Source organism: Kribbella sp. NPDC051952 (assembly GCF_040680855.1).
GTDB lineage: Bacteria > Actinomycetota > Actinomycetes > Propionibacteriales > Kribbellaceae > Kribbella.
The window spans coordinates 18,903-35,853 of record NZ_JBFAXQ010000029.1 but is presented as its reverse complement, the minus strand read 5'-3'; the positions used below and the strand labels follow the sequence as shown (position 1 = coordinate 35,853).

At 66.2% G+C, this 16,951-nt stretch carries 18 protein-coding genes; 9 read left to right on the top strand and 9 right to left on the bottom strand.

Annotation, left to right across the window (positions count from 1 at the left end):
• Positions 1–31: 31 nt before the first annotated feature.
• Positions 32–967, bottom strand: a complete 936-nt coding sequence (locus AB0L70_RS35485; RefSeq protein ID WP_363691205.1) for a helix-turn-helix transcriptional regulator — start codon at positions 965–967, stop codon at positions 32–34.
• A 140-nt stretch (positions 968–1,107) separates the two neighbouring features.
• On the opposite strand from AB0L70_RS35485, the gene AB0L70_RS35480 reads away from it, so the two are divergent.
• The 5 genes from AB0L70_RS35480 to AB0L70_RS35460 all read left to right on the top strand — a co-directional run bounded on the left by AB0L70_RS35480 (position 1,108) and on the right by AB0L70_RS35460 (position 5,210).
• Entirely contained in the window at positions 1,108–1,950 is an 843-nt protein-coding gene (locus AB0L70_RS35480; RefSeq protein ID WP_363691204.1) for an SDR family oxidoreductase, read from the top strand.
• Between the two features lie 132 nt (positions 1,951–2,082).
• Positions 2,083–3,117 (top strand): YihY/virulence factor BrkB family protein, encoded by a 1,035-nt coding sequence (locus AB0L70_RS35475; protein WP_363691203.1) that lies wholly within the window; start codon positions 2,083–2,085, stop codon positions 3,115–3,117.
• Positions 3,118–3,336: 219 nt separating this feature from the next.
• Positions 3,337–3,957 carry a LysE family translocator gene (locus tag AB0L70_RS35470; RefSeq protein WP_363691201.1) on the top strand — a complete coding sequence of 207 codons (621 nt, stop codon included), beginning with the start codon at positions 3,337–3,339 and terminating at the stop codon, positions 3,955–3,957.
• A 44-nt stretch (positions 3,958–4,001) separates the two neighbouring features.
• A complete protein-coding gene (locus tag AB0L70_RS35465) occupies positions 4,002–4,730 on the top strand; it encodes an alpha/beta hydrolase (protein ID WP_363691199.1) in 729 nt (242 codons plus the stop codon).
• A 60-nt stretch (positions 4,731–4,790) separates the two neighbouring features.
• Complete coding sequence (locus AB0L70_RS35460) at positions 4,791–5,210, top strand: hypothetical protein (RefSeq protein WP_363691198.1); 420 nt, start codon at positions 4,791–4,793, stop codon at positions 5,208–5,210.
• Here AB0L70_RS35460 and tal read toward each other — a convergent pair whose 3' ends face one another.
• The 5 genes from tal to AB0L70_RS35435 all read right to left on the bottom strand — a co-directional run bounded on the left by tal (position 5,211) and on the right by AB0L70_RS35435 (position 10,380).
• Positions 5,211–6,317 carry a transaldolase gene (gene tal / locus AB0L70_RS35455; protein ID WP_363691197.1) on the bottom strand — a complete coding sequence of 369 codons (1,107 nt, stop codon included), beginning with the start codon at positions 6,315–6,317 and terminating at the stop codon, positions 5,211–5,213.
• An 88-nt stretch (positions 6,318–6,405) separates the two neighbouring features.
• Positions 6,406–7,470, bottom strand: coding sequence for an NAD-dependent epimerase/dehydratase family protein (locus tag AB0L70_RS35450; RefSeq protein ID WP_363691196.1), 1,065 nt, complete (start codon positions 7,468–7,470; stop codon positions 6,406–6,408).
• Positions 7,471–7,554: 84 nt separating this feature from the next.
• The gene (locus AB0L70_RS35445; RefSeq protein ID WP_363691195.1) at positions 7,555–8,427 is read right to left on the bottom strand and encodes a manganese catalase family protein; all 873 of its coding nucleotides are present in this window, start codon (positions 8,425–8,427) and stop codon (positions 7,555–7,557) included.
• 238 nt (positions 8,428–8,665) lie between these two features.
• Positions 8,666–9,175, bottom strand: a complete 510-nt coding sequence (locus AB0L70_RS35440) for a pyridoxamine 5'-phosphate oxidase family protein (protein WP_363691194.1) — start codon at positions 9,173–9,175, stop codon at positions 8,666–8,668.
• A gap of 227 nt (positions 9,176–9,402) precedes the next feature.
• Positions 9,403–10,380: a MerR family transcriptional regulator gene (locus tag AB0L70_RS35435; protein ID WP_363691192.1), complete on the bottom strand. Its 978-nt coding sequence runs from the start codon at positions 10,378–10,380 to the stop codon at positions 9,403–9,405.
• Positions 10,381–10,598: 218 nt separating this feature from the next.
• Here AB0L70_RS35435 and AB0L70_RS35430 point away from each other — a divergent pair, with 218 nt between their 5' ends.
• Positions 10,599–11,030: an SRPBCC family protein gene (locus AB0L70_RS35430; protein ID WP_363691191.1), complete on the top strand. Its 432-nt coding sequence runs from the start codon at positions 10,599–10,601 to the stop codon at positions 11,028–11,030.
• A gap of 13 nt (positions 11,031–11,043) precedes the next feature.
• Here the strand turns inward: AB0L70_RS35430 and AB0L70_RS35425 are convergent, their stop codons facing one another.
• Positions 11,044–12,021, bottom strand: coding sequence for a YihY/virulence factor BrkB family protein (locus AB0L70_RS35425; RefSeq protein ID WP_363691190.1), 978 nt, complete (start codon positions 12,019–12,021; stop codon positions 11,044–11,046).
• A 212-nt stretch (positions 12,022–12,233) separates the two neighbouring features.
• Between AB0L70_RS35425 and AB0L70_RS35420 the strand changes: the two genes are divergently transcribed.
• From AB0L70_RS35420 to AB0L70_RS35410, 3 genes are all read left to right on the top strand, one after another.
• On the top strand, positions 12,234–12,791 hold the full coding sequence (locus tag AB0L70_RS35420; RefSeq protein WP_363691189.1) for a hemerythrin domain-containing protein: 558 nt from the start codon (positions 12,234–12,236) through the stop codon (positions 12,789–12,791).
• A gap of 125 nt (positions 12,792–12,916) precedes the next feature.
• Positions 12,917–13,237 carry a hypothetical protein gene (locus AB0L70_RS35415; RefSeq protein WP_363691188.1) on the top strand — a complete coding sequence of 107 codons (321 nt, stop codon included), beginning with the start codon at positions 12,917–12,919 and terminating at the stop codon, positions 13,235–13,237.
• 4 nt (positions 13,238–13,241) lie between these two features.
• Entirely contained in the window at positions 13,242–14,795 is a 1,554-nt protein-coding gene (locus AB0L70_RS35410) for an NAD(P)/FAD-dependent oxidoreductase (RefSeq protein WP_363691187.1), read from the top strand.
• Here the strand turns inward: AB0L70_RS35410 and AB0L70_RS35405 are convergent.
• Together AB0L70_RS35405 and AB0L70_RS35400 are read right to left on the bottom strand one after the other, a co-directional pair.
• On the bottom strand, positions 14,792–15,736 hold the full coding sequence (locus tag AB0L70_RS35405) for an SDR family NAD(P)-dependent oxidoreductase (protein ID WP_363691186.1): 945 nt from the start codon (positions 15,734–15,736) through the stop codon (positions 14,792–14,794). The genes AB0L70_RS35410 and AB0L70_RS35405 overlap by 4 nt on opposite strands.
• Positions 15,733–16,905 (bottom strand): zinc-dependent alcohol dehydrogenase, encoded by a 1,173-nt coding sequence (locus AB0L70_RS35400; RefSeq protein ID WP_363691185.1) that lies wholly within the window; start codon positions 16,903–16,905, stop codon positions 15,733–15,735. The genes AB0L70_RS35405 and AB0L70_RS35400 overlap by 4 nt, the downstream gene beginning before the upstream one ends.
• Positions 16,906–16,951 lie beyond the last annotated feature (46 nt).

The following is a 16,951-nucleotide window of genomic DNA, read 5'->3' as shown; positions in this document are numbered from 1 at the left end:
AAGCGCGCGACGCCCAGGCTTGTGTAGCTGCCTAGTGTCCGTGACTGCTGGTGTGGTCAGGTCCGCGGTCAGCTTGTGACGGGTTCGTTGGGGCAGTGTCGGTCTCAGAGGCTGCGACGCCGGCCCAGCTGGCGAGGAACGCGAGGGCTTGCTCGGACGGTGAGTCGGCGCGTGCGGTGAAGGTGACAAGTGTGTGGCCGGGGTCGGCGGCGAGCGCCATGGCTTCGTAGTCGAGTTCGAGGTCGCCGACGACGCGGTGGCGGAAGTGCTTCGATCCGGTGGTGTGCCAGCGGACGTTGTGGGTGGCCCACAGCGCGGCGAACTGAGGGCTGCGGGAGCTGAGTTCGCCGATGAGCGCGTTGAGCTCGCGATCGTCGGGGCGGCGGCCGGCTTCGGCACGCAGTTGTGTGACGGTGTCGCCGGCGGCCTTGGTCCAGTTCGGGTACATGTCGGCAGAGCGTGGATCGAGGAAGATGAACCGGCCGTGGTTCGGGATGCCGGTGCGGTCGTCGATCGCCGGCCCATCGTAGAGATCGCAGTACAACGCGCGGGCCAGGATGTTGGCGGCGAGCATGTCCAGGTTGCCACCCTGGATGAACGCGGGTACGTCGCTCATTCGATCCAGGAGCCGCTGCACAGCCGGCCGGACACGGGAGGTGGACGGTCGGCGGGTGGCGTGCGCCGAGGGTGTGGCGGCCCGGACCAGGTTGTACAGGTGGGCCCGTTCGGCGTCGTCGAGCTGCAGGGCTCGAGCCAGGGATTCCAGGACGGAGTCCGAGACGCCGTTGGCGTTACCGCGTTCGAGCCGGGTGTAGTACTCCGACGAGACCCCGGTCAGGGTGGCGACTTCCTCGCGGCGAAGTCCTGGGACGCGGCGATGGCCGAGCGTCGGTAGGCCTGCCTGTTGTGGGGTGATTCGGGCGCGCCTGGTGACGAGGAACTCGCGCAACTCGTCAGACCTGGTCATGCGTCCCAGCGTAGGTGCTGTGCACCCGATGAGGGGGCACTGCCAGTTCCCCTCTCGACAGGCTCTGCCACATCCGTGCCGTACGCCGTTGACTCGTCAGTGCTGAGTACGCGACAGACAACGAAGAGGACGACGACAGCATGAGTGAGAAGCAGATCTGGTTGGTCACCGGCGCAGGGCGAGGCATGGGCACCGATATCGCCAAGGCGGCGCTGGCCGCCGGACACACGGTCGTGGCGACCGGACGCAGCATCGAGCGGGTCGCCGGCGCCGTCGGCGACCACGACGACCTGCTCGTCGTGCCGCTCGACGTCACCGACACCACGAGCGTGCGGGCAGCGATCGACACCACCGTGTCCCGTCTGGGCCGTATCGACGTCGTGGTCAACAACGCCGGCAACTTCAAGGCGGGATTCTTCGAGGAGATCACCCCGGACGACTTCCGCGCTCAGGTCGAGACCGTGCTGTTCGGTTCGGTGAACGTCGTGCGGGCGGTTCTTCCGGTGATGCGCTCCCAGCGGTCCGGGCTACTCGTGCAGATCTCCTCGACGGCGGGAATCAACGGCGGGGAGTTCCTGACCGCCTACGCCGCAGCGAAGTTCGGAGTAGAGGGCTGGTTCGAGTCGCTCGCGCCGGAGGTGGCCCCGTTCGGCATCCGCACGCTGCTCGTCGAGCCCGGATTCTTCCGCACCGAGTTGCTGACTCCGGAATCGACGGACTTCGCCAGGTCCACCATCAGCGACTACGCCCAGCGCACCGACGAAACAGTGGCCCAGTGGCAGTCGATGAACGGCAAGCAAGGTGGCGACCCGGCCAAACTCGCCGCCGCCCTACTGCAGCTCGTCGGCCAAGACCCGAAGGTGACCCGGTGGCCGGCGGGGGCGGATGCCGTAGGCACCTTCGAGCAGAAGGCCGCATCGCTGCTCGCGGACGCTGACGCCCACCGCGAACTGTCGAGCCATCTCGACCACGACGACACCTGATCGTGCTGTCGTCATTGATGGTCCACTGACTCGCCGCCGAGGCGATCCTTTCGGCTCGGTCCACCCGAGTGCCACGGCCGCGAGCTTCGCGGTCAGTAGTAGTGCGAGAGGTGGGGATCGTACGGTTGGCACGTGAGCACCTTCGGGCAGTGGCTGGACACCGCGCAGCGCCGGCGCCGGCGGCTCGGGTTCCCGCTCGCCGTGGCGTACAAGTTCTTCGACGACCAGGGCAGCTATCTCGCGGTCATCGTCACCTACTACGCGTTCGTGGCGATCTTCCCGATGCTGCTGATCTCGTCGTCGGTTCTCGGGTTCGTTCTGCAGGGCAACGAGGATCTGCAGAAGGCCGTCCTGCAGTCGGCGCTCAAGGAGTTCCCGATCGTCGGCACCCAACTGGCGACCCCGCAGGGCCTGCAAGGGAGTACGCCGGCCGTCATCGTCGGCACGCTCGCCGCGGTGTACGGCGTGATCGGGCTCGGACAGGCGGTCCAGAATGCGGTCAACGTGACCTGGGGAGTCCCTCGGAACGGACGCCCCAATCCGTTCCGTGGACGCCTGCGGTCCGGCGCGCTGCTGTCGCTGGCCGGTCTCACCGTCCTCAGCTTCGCCACCCTGACCGTCCTGGCCGGCAGCCAGGCATCGCTGTCCGGTCAGGTCGCCTACAACATGGGCTGGCTCGTATCGATCGGCTCCGTCCTGGTGCTCACCGCCATGCTCACGCTGTGCCTGCGCCCAGGCACGAAGCCTCGGCCGGCTTTCCGGAAGATCGTCCCGGGCGCGCTCTTCACCGCAGTGGGCTGGCACCTGCTCGAACGTCTGGGCGGCATCTACGTCAACAACGTGCTGGCCAGGACCAGTGAGGTGAACGGCGTCTTCGCGCTGACCCTGGGGCTGATCGGGCTCATCTACGCCGCGTCGGTGATCGCCGTACTCGGCGCCGAACTGAACTCGGTGATCACACACCGGCTCTATCCACGTTCGTTGCTGGCCCTCTTCACCGACTCGGCCACCGACCTGACGCCGGCCGATCATCGCGCCTACGCGATGTACGCCCAGGCCCAGCGCCACAAGGCCGCCGAAACGATCGAGGTCACCTTCGAACCCCACGAACCGGACGATCCCCCCGCACAGACTCCGCAGGAGCCGGAGCACCGGAAATCCGACTGAATCGCGATCATGATTGATTTATTCCTGTCCACAACAGCCTTGGGCCTGACCGCCTGAATAAGGCGCACTGGCTGAGCGCACTCGTATCGCCCGTCTTTCGCCGCCTCATTCACAAGGAGCAGTAACCTGCGCGTTTCGTCACTGGCGGACATCGGCGAAGCCACTCGTCGGGGGGCCTCAGGGTTCCAATCCGTGCAGGGCCATGCTTGGCTGGCGGGCATGGATACCGCGGCTGTGCTCGGTTTCGCCTTGGCTTGCGTGGTTCTGAACATCGTGCCGGGTCCCGGCATGATGTTCATCATTGCCCACGGCATCTCCGGCGGCCGGAGATCCGGAGTCGTCGCAGCCACCGGGATGGCATCCGGTGTCGTCGTACACACCGTCCTGGCCGCTGCCGGCCTCAGCGCCCTGCTCCGTGCAGCGCCGTACGCCCTGGACGCGATCCGGATCGTCGGCGGCTTGTTCCTGCTGTACCTGGCCATCAACGCGTTGCGATCAGCACGAGCGGTCACACCAGCTGAGCCGGGGCGAAAGACTTCGTTGCGCCGGACCTATCTGTCCGCCGTACTGACGAACCTGGCCAACCCCAAGGTCGTCCTGTTCTACCTGGCGTTCCTGCCACAGTTCCTGACGCCGCACGGTTGGCCCGTCTCCACGCAGATTCTGATCCTGGGCGCCGTGGTCATCGTCATCGGACTGGTGATGGACAGCGCGATCGGACTGATGTCGGGGACCTTCTCCGCGCTGCTACTCCGCCGCCCCGCCTTCGAGCGCCGCCTCAAGCGCCTCTCCGGCGCGATCTTCGGCGGCCTCGCCCTCCGCCTCCTCACCGACCACTGAGCTGCATCAGGCAACGCTGAAGGACGGTACTTGTGACTGGCGGTTTGAGCGAGGACAGGGGCGAAGGGCCGCGGGGTCTGCTGTTCGTTCCGGGGCTCGGTCTGGATTCGCGCGAGTGGTACGGCGTACTCCGGTGCCTGAACGACCAGACCGCAGCCGCCACAGATCCCGCGTCCGTCGTCCTTCTCCCATCGCTTGGACAGCGTGCTCCCCGCGGCACAGAGCTGCGAGTCGAGGCATTGGCCGAGCGACTGGCGAACGTTGTTCAGCCGGGGGCCGTTCTCGTCGGCCACTCAGCCGGCTGCGCTGTTGCCATCGAGATCGCCGCACGGTCTACGTCGGTCGCCGGTCTGGTGCTCGTCGGCCCGGCGACCGACCCGCGGGCCGCCACCTGGCCTCGGCTGATCACCCAGCTGATCCGGACCGCGGTCCACGAACACTGGTGGGAGGCCCCGATCCTGCTCCCCCAATACTTCAGTACGGGACTGGGGTCGATGGCGCGTGGCATGAACGCGGTGCGATCCTTTCGCTCCGACCGCGCCATCGCACGCACCAGCGTGCCAGTCGCCATCGTGCACGGGTCCCGCGACCGGATCGCGCCGTACGACTGGTGTTCTCAGCTCGCGGAGGCGGCAGGCGGCCAGGCTTTCGTCACCTCGGTCCCGGGTGCGGCCCACATGGTGCCGATCACCCACCCCGAGGCGATCGCCGTAGCCGTCCAGGCGATTCAAGCTCGATTCACCCAACCAATCACCAACGAAGGCGCAGAGTGAACGCGCACGACCGGATCGGCGGCATGCTTCGGCCGAGCGGGTAGCGGGTACCGCCGTGACATGACCGCGTTGCCCGAGCAGTTCAAGCGTCCCGAAGGTGTCGACTCACCGACCGTGGAAGCCGTCGGTGCGTTGACGGAGGCAATGGAGACCGTGATCCGGGCGCGCGGCGCGTTGTACGAGTTCCACCAGCTGACCGGCAAGGCGGACAATCAGGTCGTTCAAGCAGTTGCCGCCCTGCGTACGGCGGGACACGACGAGCTGGCCGACGAGCTCGAGCGGGAGATCGTCGGCCGCAACGTCAACGATCGGCGCTGGACATTTCAGATCGTCGACGACTACGAGCGTACGTACTACGAACCGTTCGCCGAGCGTCACCGCAGGGTTCGTGACCTGTTGCTCGGTGGGCAGCAGCACCAACTCGAAGCCGAGATGAAGCAACGCCGGGCGACGCCGGACGAGCCGGACCACGGATTCTGATCAGTCACGCATTTCTGACATCTGCTGGGTGACCGTCCGGGTGAGTTCGGTCCAGGAATTCTTGAACTTGTCGACGCCTTCGTGCTCGACGGTGGTCAGGACGTTCTCGAAGTCGACGCCGACCGCGGTGATCTGGTCGAGAGTTTTTCGAGCCTTCTCGCCTTGGCCGGTGACGCAGTCGCCCTCGACCACGCCGTGGTCGGCGAACGCCTCCATCGTCGCCCGCGGCATAGTGTTGACGGTGTCGGCCACGACGAGCCCGATGACGTACATCGTGTCGGGATAGTCCTTCGACTTGACTCCGGTGGATGCCCACAGCGGGCGCTGCTTGTGCGCACCGGCCTGCCCCAGCCGCTTCCAGCGCTCGCTCGCGATCACTTCTTCGTACGCCGCGTAGCCCAGCCGGGCATTCGCCAAGGCGGCGTGTCCCTTCAGCTCGAGAGCGGCACTGGTACCGATGGCGTCGAGCCGGGCGTCGACCTCAGTATCGATACGGCTGACGAAGAACGACGCAACGGACTGGATCTGGCTCAGGTCGAGGCCGTTGGAGCCGGCTTGTTCGAGGCCCGTGAGGTAGGCGTCCATGACCTCGCGATAGCGCTGCTCGCCGAAGATCAACGTGACATTGACACTGATGCCTTGGGCAATGGCCGCCGTGATCGCGGGCAGGCCCTCTTTGGTCGCCGGGATCTTGATCAGGACGTTCGGGCGGTCGACGGCCGTCCAGAGTGCTTGGGCAGACGCGATGGTGCCGGCAGTGTCGTTGGCCAGCGTAGGTTCGACCTCGATCGAGACGCGGCCGTCTGCTGAGTTGCCCGTCGCCAAGGGCGCGAGCAGGTCGCAAGCGTCGCGCACGTCGGCGGTGGTGAGCGCAAAGACCACCTTCTCGACCGGCTCGCCCGTCGAGACGAGTTTGTGGAGCTGCTCGCTGTAGCGCTCGCCGTTGGCGATGGCACCGGCAAAGATAGTCGGATTCGTCGTGACGCCAACCACCGAATACTCCTCCACCAGCTTCGCCAGTTCGCCGGACTCGAGCAGCTCGCGAGACAGGTCGTCGAGCCAGATGGAAACCCCGGCATCAGCCAAGGCCTTCAGACGATCATTCATGGTTGCTCCAGTAAGTCGCATCAGTTGAGCCAGGACGGCCCGCTCGGCAACCACTTGCCCGCATCGACGAGGGTCGCCGTTCGCCGGTTCATGGGAGGCGTCGGTGGCTGACAGGTCCGCGGCTCAGTAGGTCGGACACCTCACTGACCACGGTGCGCCGACGCAGTACTGCGGTGGAGCCTGCCGAAGCGTGCCCCATTCCCAGGAGAACTTCCCGCAGAACACTCATCGAATCGATCGTCGGCGACCAGTCGAGCTCACGCCGGGCTCGGGAGCTGTCCAGCGCCGGCGCGGCATATCCCAGATCGAGCCAGCCAGGAGCAACGGGCTGAAGCCTTGCCTGCCACGCGGCCAGCATCAGAGCGCGAACCACCCGGACCGGAGTTTCGATCCACCGCACTCCGAGAGCCTCGGCAATCATCGCGGCACTGACCGGTGACGCGGCGGCCAGATTGAACGCGCCGGCGGCGCGCTGCCACAGCACACGGACGATCGCTTCCGCAACGTCATCGGCGTGCACCATCGGAATCGTCAGCCCCGCGGGCATCGGAAGCACCGGAATTGCCCTGATGGCCTTGGCGGGCAGCACCGGCGGCAGGGCGTACCGGAGCAGCGCACTCCCGGCCGACAGTTGACCAATGATTCCGGGCCGCAGCCGCGCGACAGCCGTACCCTCGGCGGTCTGTTCGAACGAGGTCAGCAACCTTTCGGCCGCAGCCTTGTGCCTGCTGTACGACGAGCTGGGTACGCCGTCGACCGGCCACTCCTCGTCGACCGGAGTCGCATCACGCTTGGGTGAGTAGGCTCCCACGGAAGACATGTGAACTATCTGGCCAACACCCATCGCAGCGCACGCGTCCAGGACGCGTTGCGTCCCGCCGACCCCGACGGCCTCGAGATACCCGACCTGATGTGAAGGCTGGAATGCCCAGGCCAAGTGGACGACCGCGTCAGCATCACGGACTGCGAGTCGTAGCACGCGGCCGCTGTCAGGCCTGGACAGATCTATCGACGCCCACTTCGGCCCGGAAGCCGGGGCGTGGCTGGGTGTACGTCGTGCCACAGCGACGATGTCGTGCTCTCCGGAGGCCTGCAGACGCCGGATCAGCGCGCTTCCCACGCTGCCGCTGGCGCCGGTGATGACAACTCGCATGGTCTTGCTCCCAGTCCATCTTCGCTGTGCCCCTACAGAAACCTCGACCGCCCCAGCCACCTGCTGCCAGGGCGGCCGACTCAGCTACTTGGAAGCCTTCTTCTTGGCCTTGGCCTGCACCTTGCCCTTGATGGTCCCCTTGAGGTCCTGGACGGTGGAGTACGTGCCGAACAGGGCCGGGTCGGGCGCCGGCGCGGTTCCAGGACCGCCAAGCGGCTCGGGATCGAGCAGGTACTCCAAGGGATCCTCGCCCTTGGTCCACCCACCGTCCTGGCCGTCGGTGCCGTCGGACAGCCGCCAGATGGTGTGGTTGTGGTCCTGGTCCTCTTCGTCGAACAGTGCGTCGGGCACGATCGGGCCTTCCAGTCCGTCGGACTCGAGCTCTTCGATGGCCTTCAGCCACTGCTTCTGGTGGACCGTGTCGCGGGCGAGGTTGAACTGCAGCATCGCCTTCACGCCCGGATCGTCGGTCATGTTGTACAGCCGGGCGGTCTGCAACCGCCCCTGCGCCTCGGCCGCAGCGTTGGCACGGAAATCGGCCAACAGGTTGCCGCTAGCAACGATATAGCGGCCGTTCCACGGCACTCCCTGGCTGTCTGCGAGCAATGCTCCACCACCCGCGACGATCGCGTGCTGGGGGTCCATCCCGCCGATCATCGCCGCCATGACCGGATCCTTGACGGCCTCCGCGGTCATCGTGGCCGGCGCACCTTCCAGCAGGCGGGCAACCATCGTGGCGAGCATCTCGACGTGACCGATCTCCTCGGTCGCGGTGTCCATGATGAGGTCCTTGTACTTGCCCTCGACGCGGCAGTTCCAGCCTTGGAAGAGGTACTGCATCGTCACGGACATCTCGCCGTACGTGCCGCCGATCAACTCCTGCAACTTGCGGGCGTACACCGGGTCCGGCTTCTCCGGCTTGGCCTCGAACTGCAACCGCTTGGTGTGACGGAACATGGTTCTTCCTCTCGTCGAGCCTTGATACGTCGCTCGACTGCTGGGCAAGATGGCACCGGGTCTGGCGCACCGACAGCAGTGCTGTCGGGGAGTTGCCTACGGCCGCAGTCTGGTGAGTGGGCTGCTGCCAGGTCTGGGGCAACAATCAGAATCACAGCTGTCCGGCCCCCGCGCCTTCAACTGTTCGCGAGGCCGGTACCCACGGACAAACGATCGCGCTGCCCAACTCGGTGGTCGCTCAGGCGGGGTTGTCCCCGAGGGAGACTTCTTCGTTGGTGCTGGGGAACTTGTCCGGGTCCCCCGAGATCGCCGCGCGGGCGGCGCCGATCAGCTGGACGACCTTGCTGCTGGAGCTTTCCCAGTACTCGGCGCTGTCGGCGTGGACCTTGATCAGCGTCAGCCCCGGGGTATCCAATCCTTCGGGGAACCAGGTCTTCAGCGGTGCCGACCACAACTCCTCGGCCTTTGCCTGGTCGTGGACGATCTCGGCCGTACCCGAGACTGAGGTCCATTCGCTTGATTTGTCGTTGGAGAAGCTGACGTTCACCTGCGGATTGGCCCTGAGCTGGGTTGCTTTGTCGGAGTCTTCGTAGGCGAAGAACCACAGGTCACCGTCGAACTCGACATCCTGCACCGCCATCGGCCTGCTGACGTGCTTCCCGGTGCTGGTCATGGTGGTCAGCATGCTGATCTTCGCGCGCTCGACGAGCTCGGCGACGTGTTGCACTGCCTCACGGTTCGCGTTCATGAGATTCGGTCCCTTTCGATAGCTGTCTGTTGGCGGATTCCAACCAGGCCGCGGCTCCAGGAGCTCGGCGACATCGAGATAGATGACTCTCGGGGGCGTCGGCTGAACTTATGCATCCAGCACCTCAAACCTATACCGATCCATTGGTGAACCCAACAGCTCGACGCAGTTTTCTTTGAATTACAAGGGCAGAGAGTCGATCCCGGGACAGTGAGCGACTGCAGTGCTTACGTATCGCGACGCATCTGGCCGGAGGTTGCTGCGCCGGAGTTCGCGGTGAGCCACAGCTCGCTGATCTGCTCGATGGCGCTGTCCAGGGTCGTCGCTGGATCAGGGGAATGCGGCCAACCCGGACCCGCCGCGCAGGACACGACTCCGCCGTCGCTCGTGATGGTGCGATGGAATTTCATCAGTTCGCGGCGCCGGACCAACGCCCACAACACAACGACCGAGGGGGTGATGCGGGTGATCGCGTCAATGGCCGCATCAACCGGCAGGCCCGGACCGAGGAAGACCGTTGGGACGGCCTGGTCCAGCAAAGCGCCCTGCAGGATCTTCAGCGGTAGGTAGTGCCGTTCTCCGGGAGAGCAGATCAACAGCACGGGATGTGGTGCGTCGCCGGCTCGTGCCCGGAGCAGGTCGGTATGGCGGTCGACGGCTTCCGAGACCGCCTGGGTCAGCACGAGTTCGATGTCGGTGCAATCGCCCGTTGCCAGCTGTCGGGCCTCCAGTATCCGCAGGCCTGGGCGGATCACCTGGTCCCAGGCCGATGCCACCCCCCTTTGCGTCAAGCAGGACTGGAGCTCATCGGCCAGCAGCTGCAGACGCGCACTCGAGGCCAGATCCACCAGGTACTGAGCCTCATGCTCGCTCCACAGCTCTGCGCTGTCGCGATCGGTGCCGGCGGTGGCAGCTGCGGAGAGCGGCGCGGCCTCACGCGCCGGCATCCCTGCTGCGATCAGGTTCCGCATCCGCTGCAGCCGCTCGACGTCCGCCCGGTTGTAGCGGCGATGCTGTCCGGGCGAGCGCTGAGAAGGACCGATGTCGTAGCGGCGTTCCCAGCTGCGCAAGGTCACCGCCGGGATCCCGAGCAACTCCGCGACCTGCCCCACCGAAAACAATGTTCCGCGCGACGTCGAGTCAGCGACGAGGGTATCCGCAACTTCTACGAATACCTGGGCGAGGCGTTGCTCCCTGCTCGTCATGTGCTGCCTTCCGGTTGCGGACACGCACAGAGTGCCCGGCATCTCGACTGTAGGCCTGTCCGGAAAGGATGGATAGAACAGGTGCACAGGTTTGCCTGCCGACTTGCCCAAGTTTCGCGCATGCGCATCCGTCCCAGCGGGTACTGGACCGGCAGGCCGGCGCGGCGAAGTCCACCGGATCGCGAGCCTGGCCACTCGACTCAACCTGGAGCATGCCCGTGACCACCATCGAACGCGTCATCGTCGTCGACAGACCCGTCCAGGCCGTCTTCGCCTATCTGTCCGACTTCGAGAACACCAATGAGTGGGACCCGGGCACCGTCAAAACCACCAAGATCGACGGCAATGGCGGAGTCGGCACCAGGTACCACAACACGTCGTCCTTCGCCGGCCGCGAGTCCGACCTGGAATACACGGTCGAGGCGTTCGAGCCTGGCCGGCTGTTCCAGCTCCGCGGTGAGAACAAGTCGCTCGTCTCCCACGACATCATGAGGTTCCGCGACACCGGGGGCGGCACCGAAGTCACCTACCGCGCCATCTTCCACTTCAGAGGCCTCGCCCGGCTCGCGGTGCCGCTACTGAAAGGCCAGTTCAAGAAGCTCGGCGACAACGCCGAACAAGGCATGCGCAAAGCCCTCTTCAAGCTGTAACAACTAATCCCAGCTACTGCGGGAGGGAGTCGGCCTTGACGGCGTTTCGGTCCCCGAGGGGACGTGGGTCACCTTTGGTGGTGTCGCGGGCGGTCTGTTGTTCGGCTTCGGCGTTGATCTCGGCTCCGAGCAGTACGGCGTACGCCGTCAGCCAGAGCCACAGCATCAGTACGACCACTGCGGCCAGGCTGCCGTAGGTCTTGGCGTAGTTGCCGAAAGTCTCGACATAGATCGAGAAACCGACCGACGCAATCAGCCAGATGACGGTCGCGACAACAGCTCCCGTCGACACCCAGCGGATGCGCGGCGCGTCCCGATCCGGTCCGAGCCGATAGACGACCGCAAGTGCCACCGTGATCAGTACGACGGCAAGCACCAGGCGGGCCACCTCGAGCCCGATCCGCAGCGGCGTTGCGAGATCGTCGCCGATCGCGGCGCCGGCCGCGAACAGGGCGATCGCGAGCAGGACGAAGACGATGGCGCCGAGCGTCATGCCCAAGGCCAGGAGCTTCCGACGGACGAACCCGCGCGTCTCCTCCTCGTCGTACGCGAGGTTCACCGCGGTCAGCAGGTACCCCGTGCCTCCGGACGCGCTCCACAGCGCGGCCACCACGGCGATCGCGACGCCGATCCCCAGGCCCTGCCGTGGCGCCGAGGTCAGGGCGTCGAGTTGCTGGAGCAGCAGATCGCGCCCTGACGCCGGCATGGCTGCGGTCAGATCCTTGGCCTGGTTGCGAATCGTTCCCGGATCGGCAACCAGGCCGTAGGCCAGTACGGCAGCGACGACGGCCGGAAACAACGAGAGGAAGCCGAAGAACGCGACGCCGGCAGCAAGCAGCGGGACCTGGTCGGCCTTGGCCTCGGCCCACGCTCTCCGGATCACCTGCCACCAGCCGGCCGCCGGAATCTCCGTCGGCTTCTCGGCATCCACTCCCGGAACGTCCGCGGGCGGATTCTCGGCATCCGACCGATGATTCGTCGTTTGAGACATGTGACGGCTCCTTCCAGGAGCTACAACGTCGAACCACCACAGGGTCGAACTACCGGTGTCCGAGGCCAAACAGCCTGAGCTGGGCAAGCGATTGCACGGAATTCAAGCGGGCTTGGCGATCGGCTTGGTCGTCAAGGGCGCGGTCTGATGCCTTCGGCCCACATGACCCTGGGTACCGGAGTAGGTACCAACCCCTGCGAAAGGACTACGAGATGGCTGTGGACGTTGTTGATCTGATCATGCAGGACCACCGTGAGGTTGAACGGCTCTTCGACGAGCTCAAGGACAGCCCGGAGAAGCGGCCGAACCTGCTACCGGTACTCACCACCTTGCTGACCGCCCACAGCCGGGCCGAAGAGGCGGAGGTCTACCCGGTCGCGGCGCAGGAGGCCGGCGAGAAGGAAGAGGTTTCGCACAGCCAGCAGGAGCACGTCGAGGCCGACCAGCTCCTGGTGAAGCTCGCCGGGACCGATCCGATGTCGGGCGAGTTCGACAAGGCGCTGCAGAACCTGATCGACGCCGTGTCGCATCACGTCGAGGAGGAAGAGACCAAGGTCCTGCCCGGAATGCGGGCCAACCTGTCGGACGAACGCCGTACCGAGCTCGGTGAAGCGTTCGTTGCCAGCCGCAAGCAACACCTCGGCGAACAGCCCGGCGAGCTGACCCGGGAGCAACTCGCCCAGCAAGCGAGCAACGCCGACATCTCCGGGACCTCAGGTCTCAGCAAGGACGACCTGCAGAAGAAGCTGCAGGACGAGGCGGAGAGCTGATCCAGCCGCACCTCCGTGTCCCCGGTGATCAGACGACAGCACCGGGGACTCGATATTTCAGAGGTCAGTAGCCATCGACACTCGCTGATCAGGTTCGGTCGGAGATCACCGGGGTACCTGACAGCATGAGGAAAACACACCGGCACGGGCTGCTGACCGCACTTGCGGTAGCCCTCTTCGTTGCCTTCGGGACAGTCGCCTTCGGGTCATTGGCGATGGCGTCCCAAACAGTGCCGGATCAGGCATTCATCCACGCGGTCCCGATCTCCGCCGATCAGCCGATGGCCGCGACACCGAGCCCGGAACCGTCCGGCTCGGCCGATGGCGACAACAACGACTGGTCCGGGATGTCCTGGCTCTTCCTGGTCGTGCTCGTACCGGTGATCGTGGTCGGTGCGATCGTCGTCTCCAAACGGCGAGCCGGCAAGAACTCGGGAAAGCTTTAGCCAGGTGACCGATGCGGTTGTCGTTGGTGCTGGACCCAACGGACTCGTCGCGGCGAACCTGCTGGTCGATGCCGGCTGGGACGTCGTACTGCTGGAGGCGAACGACAAGATCGGCGGCGCGGTCCGTAGTTCGACGGAGGTCGACGCCTCGTTCGTCCACGACACGTTCAGCTCGTTCTACCCACTGGCGGCCGTCTCGCCCACGATCAAAGGCCTCGATCTCGGCGACTACGGCTTGGAGTGGTCCAACGCGCCGGCGCCCGTTGGCAATCCGCTGCGCGAGGGCGGATGGGCGCTCGTCCACCCCGACCCTGCCGACACCGCGGCCGCCCTTGACGCGCACGCTCCAGGCGACGGACAGGCTTGGCTCGATCTGTACTCCGACTGGGAACGCGTCGGCCCAGCGGTCGTCGACGCCTTGCTCACTCCGTTTCCCCCGGTCCGTGCGGGTGTCGATCTGCTCCGCCATCTCCTCGGTCCGCGCGGACTGAAACGGCTACAGCTCCTGATCGGTCCGGTCCGCTCCGTCGGCGACCGGCGATTCGCAGGTGAGGCGGCAAAGTTGCTCTTGGCCACCAACTCGCAGCATGCCGACATCGCACCCACCGCGATGGGGTCGGGACTGATGGGCTGGCTGCTGGTCATGATCGCGCAGCAGTACGGGTACCCCGTGCCCCGAGGCGGTGCCGGGCGACTGTCACAAGCACTCGCCGATCGCTTCACCGCACGAGGCGGCACGATCGTGTGCCAGGCTCGAGTCGACCAAGTCGTCATCCGGGACGGCCGGGCGACCGGCGTACGAACAGCCGACGGCACGCAGTACGCCGCCAGCCATGCAGTGCTCGCGGATGTCTCAGCACCGGCCCTCTACTGTCACCTCATCCCTCGTCAGGACCTGCCCTCCCGGGTGCTGCAACGGCTGCGGTTCTTCAAGTGGGATCCCGGCACCGTCAAGGTCGATTGGGCCCTCAGCGCACCGATCCCCTGGCGAGACGCGCCTGAGCTGGCTCCAGGCACCGCGCACCTGGCCGACTCGGTCGATGATCTGCGCCGGTGGTCCCGTCAGCTGGCCGACGGATGGATCCCGGACCGGCCCTTCCTGTTGATGGGGCAGATGACGACCGCCGACCCCACACGTTCTCCGGCCGGCACCGAAGCGGCGTGGGCCTATACCCACGTGCCCCAACTGACCCGCGGTGACGCCGCCGGAATCCTCACCGGTCAATGGGACGACGCCGACGCAGCCGTGATGGCCGAACGGATCGAGGCCCGGGTCGAGGAGTACGCGCCGGGCTTCACCGACACGATCACCGCACGTCGAATCCTCAGCCCACTGGAGCTCGAGCGGCGCGACGCCAACCTCGTCGGCGGCGCCGTCAACGGTGGCACGTCCGGCCTGCGGCAGGAACTGTTCCTCCGGCCGATGCCTGGCCTCGGCCGGCCCGAAACCGCGATCAAGTCGCTATATCTTGCCTCGGCCTCGGCCCATCCGGGCGGCGGCGTACACGGCGCGTGCGGTTCCAACGCGGCCCGCGCCGCCCTCTTCCACTCCCGCTAGCGACGAACGGCCTTCCATCCCACGGCGACCGCCCCGGCGGCTATCGCCGTACCGGCGATCGGCCGGAGCCAGTGGCGACCCCAACGACCGTGCTCGCTGTCGCCCGCTGGAGAAGGCTCCATGACGTTGCCCGGATGCGGGCTGATCTCGTCGCGCGACAGGCCGCCCGCCTTCATCAGTGGGGTGACGATGCGGTCGAAGATCGCAGGCAGACGGCGAAACCCGAACACTGTCAGCTGATTGGCCACTCCGACGGACGCCGAGCGCGAGGGCCGGTCGGCCAGCCGCATGATGCGCCTGGCAACCTTCTCCGGCCGGTCGACCGGTGGCGGCGGGCGGCCGGCGCGACCGGCATAGTTCGCGGCCTGCAGGTAGGCCGGAGTATCGACCGACCCCGGCCAGACGAGCGCGACCTCGACGCCCGGCACCGATCTGACTTCGATCTGCCAGCAGCGGGTCAGGCCGTGAACCGCCCATTTACTGGTCACATAGGAGCTCAGGTACGGCGTCGCGATCTTTCCGAGCAAGGAGCCGACGACGATCAACGTGCCGCTGCGATGCTGCTGGAACCGGCGCAGGGACGAGCGTCCGACGTTCGCGGTGCCTTGGACATTGGTGGTGATCACCTGGTTGAAGATGTCACCCGGAACGTCCTCGAACCGTCCGTACGCAAGAACCGCGGCCGCATGGACGACGACATCGACGCGCCCGAACCGCCGCTCAGTTGCCTCGAGCAACTCATCGACCTGATCGGCCTTCGTGACATCGGTCGGCACCACCAACACCTCGCCGCCGTCGGCCTTGCACAGCCTCTCGGCCACAGCGAGGCTCTCTACCGAGCGAGCCGCCAGGACGAGCTGGGCTCCTTGCCGGGCGAACGCCCGGGCCGTCGCGAGGCCGATTCCACTCGACGCCCCTGTGACCACGACAACTCTGGTCACGGCGTCAGCAGCACCTTCACGGCTCCGTCCTGCTTCTTCTGGAACATTTCGTACGCCGCCGGCCCCTCGGACAACGGGAGCCGGTGCGTGGCGAAACCATCGACACCGAGCGGATCCTCGTCGGTCAGCAGCGGCAGGATGTCGTCCACCCAGTGACGAACATTGCCCTGTCCCATCCGTAACTGGATCTGCTTGTCGAACATCGTCAGCATCGGCAGCGGGTCGGCGGCCCCGCCGTACACGCCACTCAACGAGATCGTGCCACCGCGGCGAACCAGCTCGATCGCCAGGTAGAACGCGGCCAGCCGGTCCACGCCGATCGTCTGCATCATCTTCTCCGCCACACCGTCCGGCATCAGCCCGACGAGTTTGTGGGCGACCTGCGCCTTGGGAGATCCGTGCGCCTCCATCCCGACGGCGTCGATCACGGAATCCGGACCCCGGCCGTTGGTCAGATCCCGCACCTGGTCGGCGACGTCATCGGAGTACCCGACCACCTCGACCCCACGCGCCTGGGCGCGGCTGATCCGCTCGGGAACCAGGTCGATGCCGATCACCCGGTAGCCCCGATGCAGACCGATCCTCGCGGCCATGTCGCCGATCGGGCCCAGACCGATGACGGCCAACGTGCCACCGTCCGGCACCGCCGCGTACTCGACTGCCTGCCAGGCCGTCGGCAGTACGTCGGACAGAAAGACGAAACGATCATCGGACGGTCCCGCCGGTACGACGATCGGGCCGTACTGCGCCTGCGGCACGCGAAGGTACTCCGCCTGACCACCCGGGACCTGCCCGTAGAGCCGGGTGTAGCCGAACAGCGCGGCCCCCATGCCCTCGTCGCGCACCTGGGTCGTTTCGCACTGCGACTGCAAACCGCGATCGCACATGAAGCAATGACCGCAGGCGATCCCGAAGGGGATGACCACGCGGTCCCCCGCCTTCAAGTTCGTGACCTCCGAGCCGGTCTCGACCACGATGCCCATCGGCTCGTGCCCCAGCACGTCACCGGGTTCCAGGAACGGTCCCATCACCTCGTACAGGTGCAGGTCCGACCCGCAGATCCCGGTGGAGGTGACCTCGATGATCGCGTCCGTCGGTTCCTTGATCACCGGGTCCGGTACGTCGGAGTACTCGATCTTGCGTTTGCCCTGCCAAGTCAATGCCTTCATACCAGCCGGTACCCAGCACCAACCGCGACCCGCGTCGCGCCGCGGC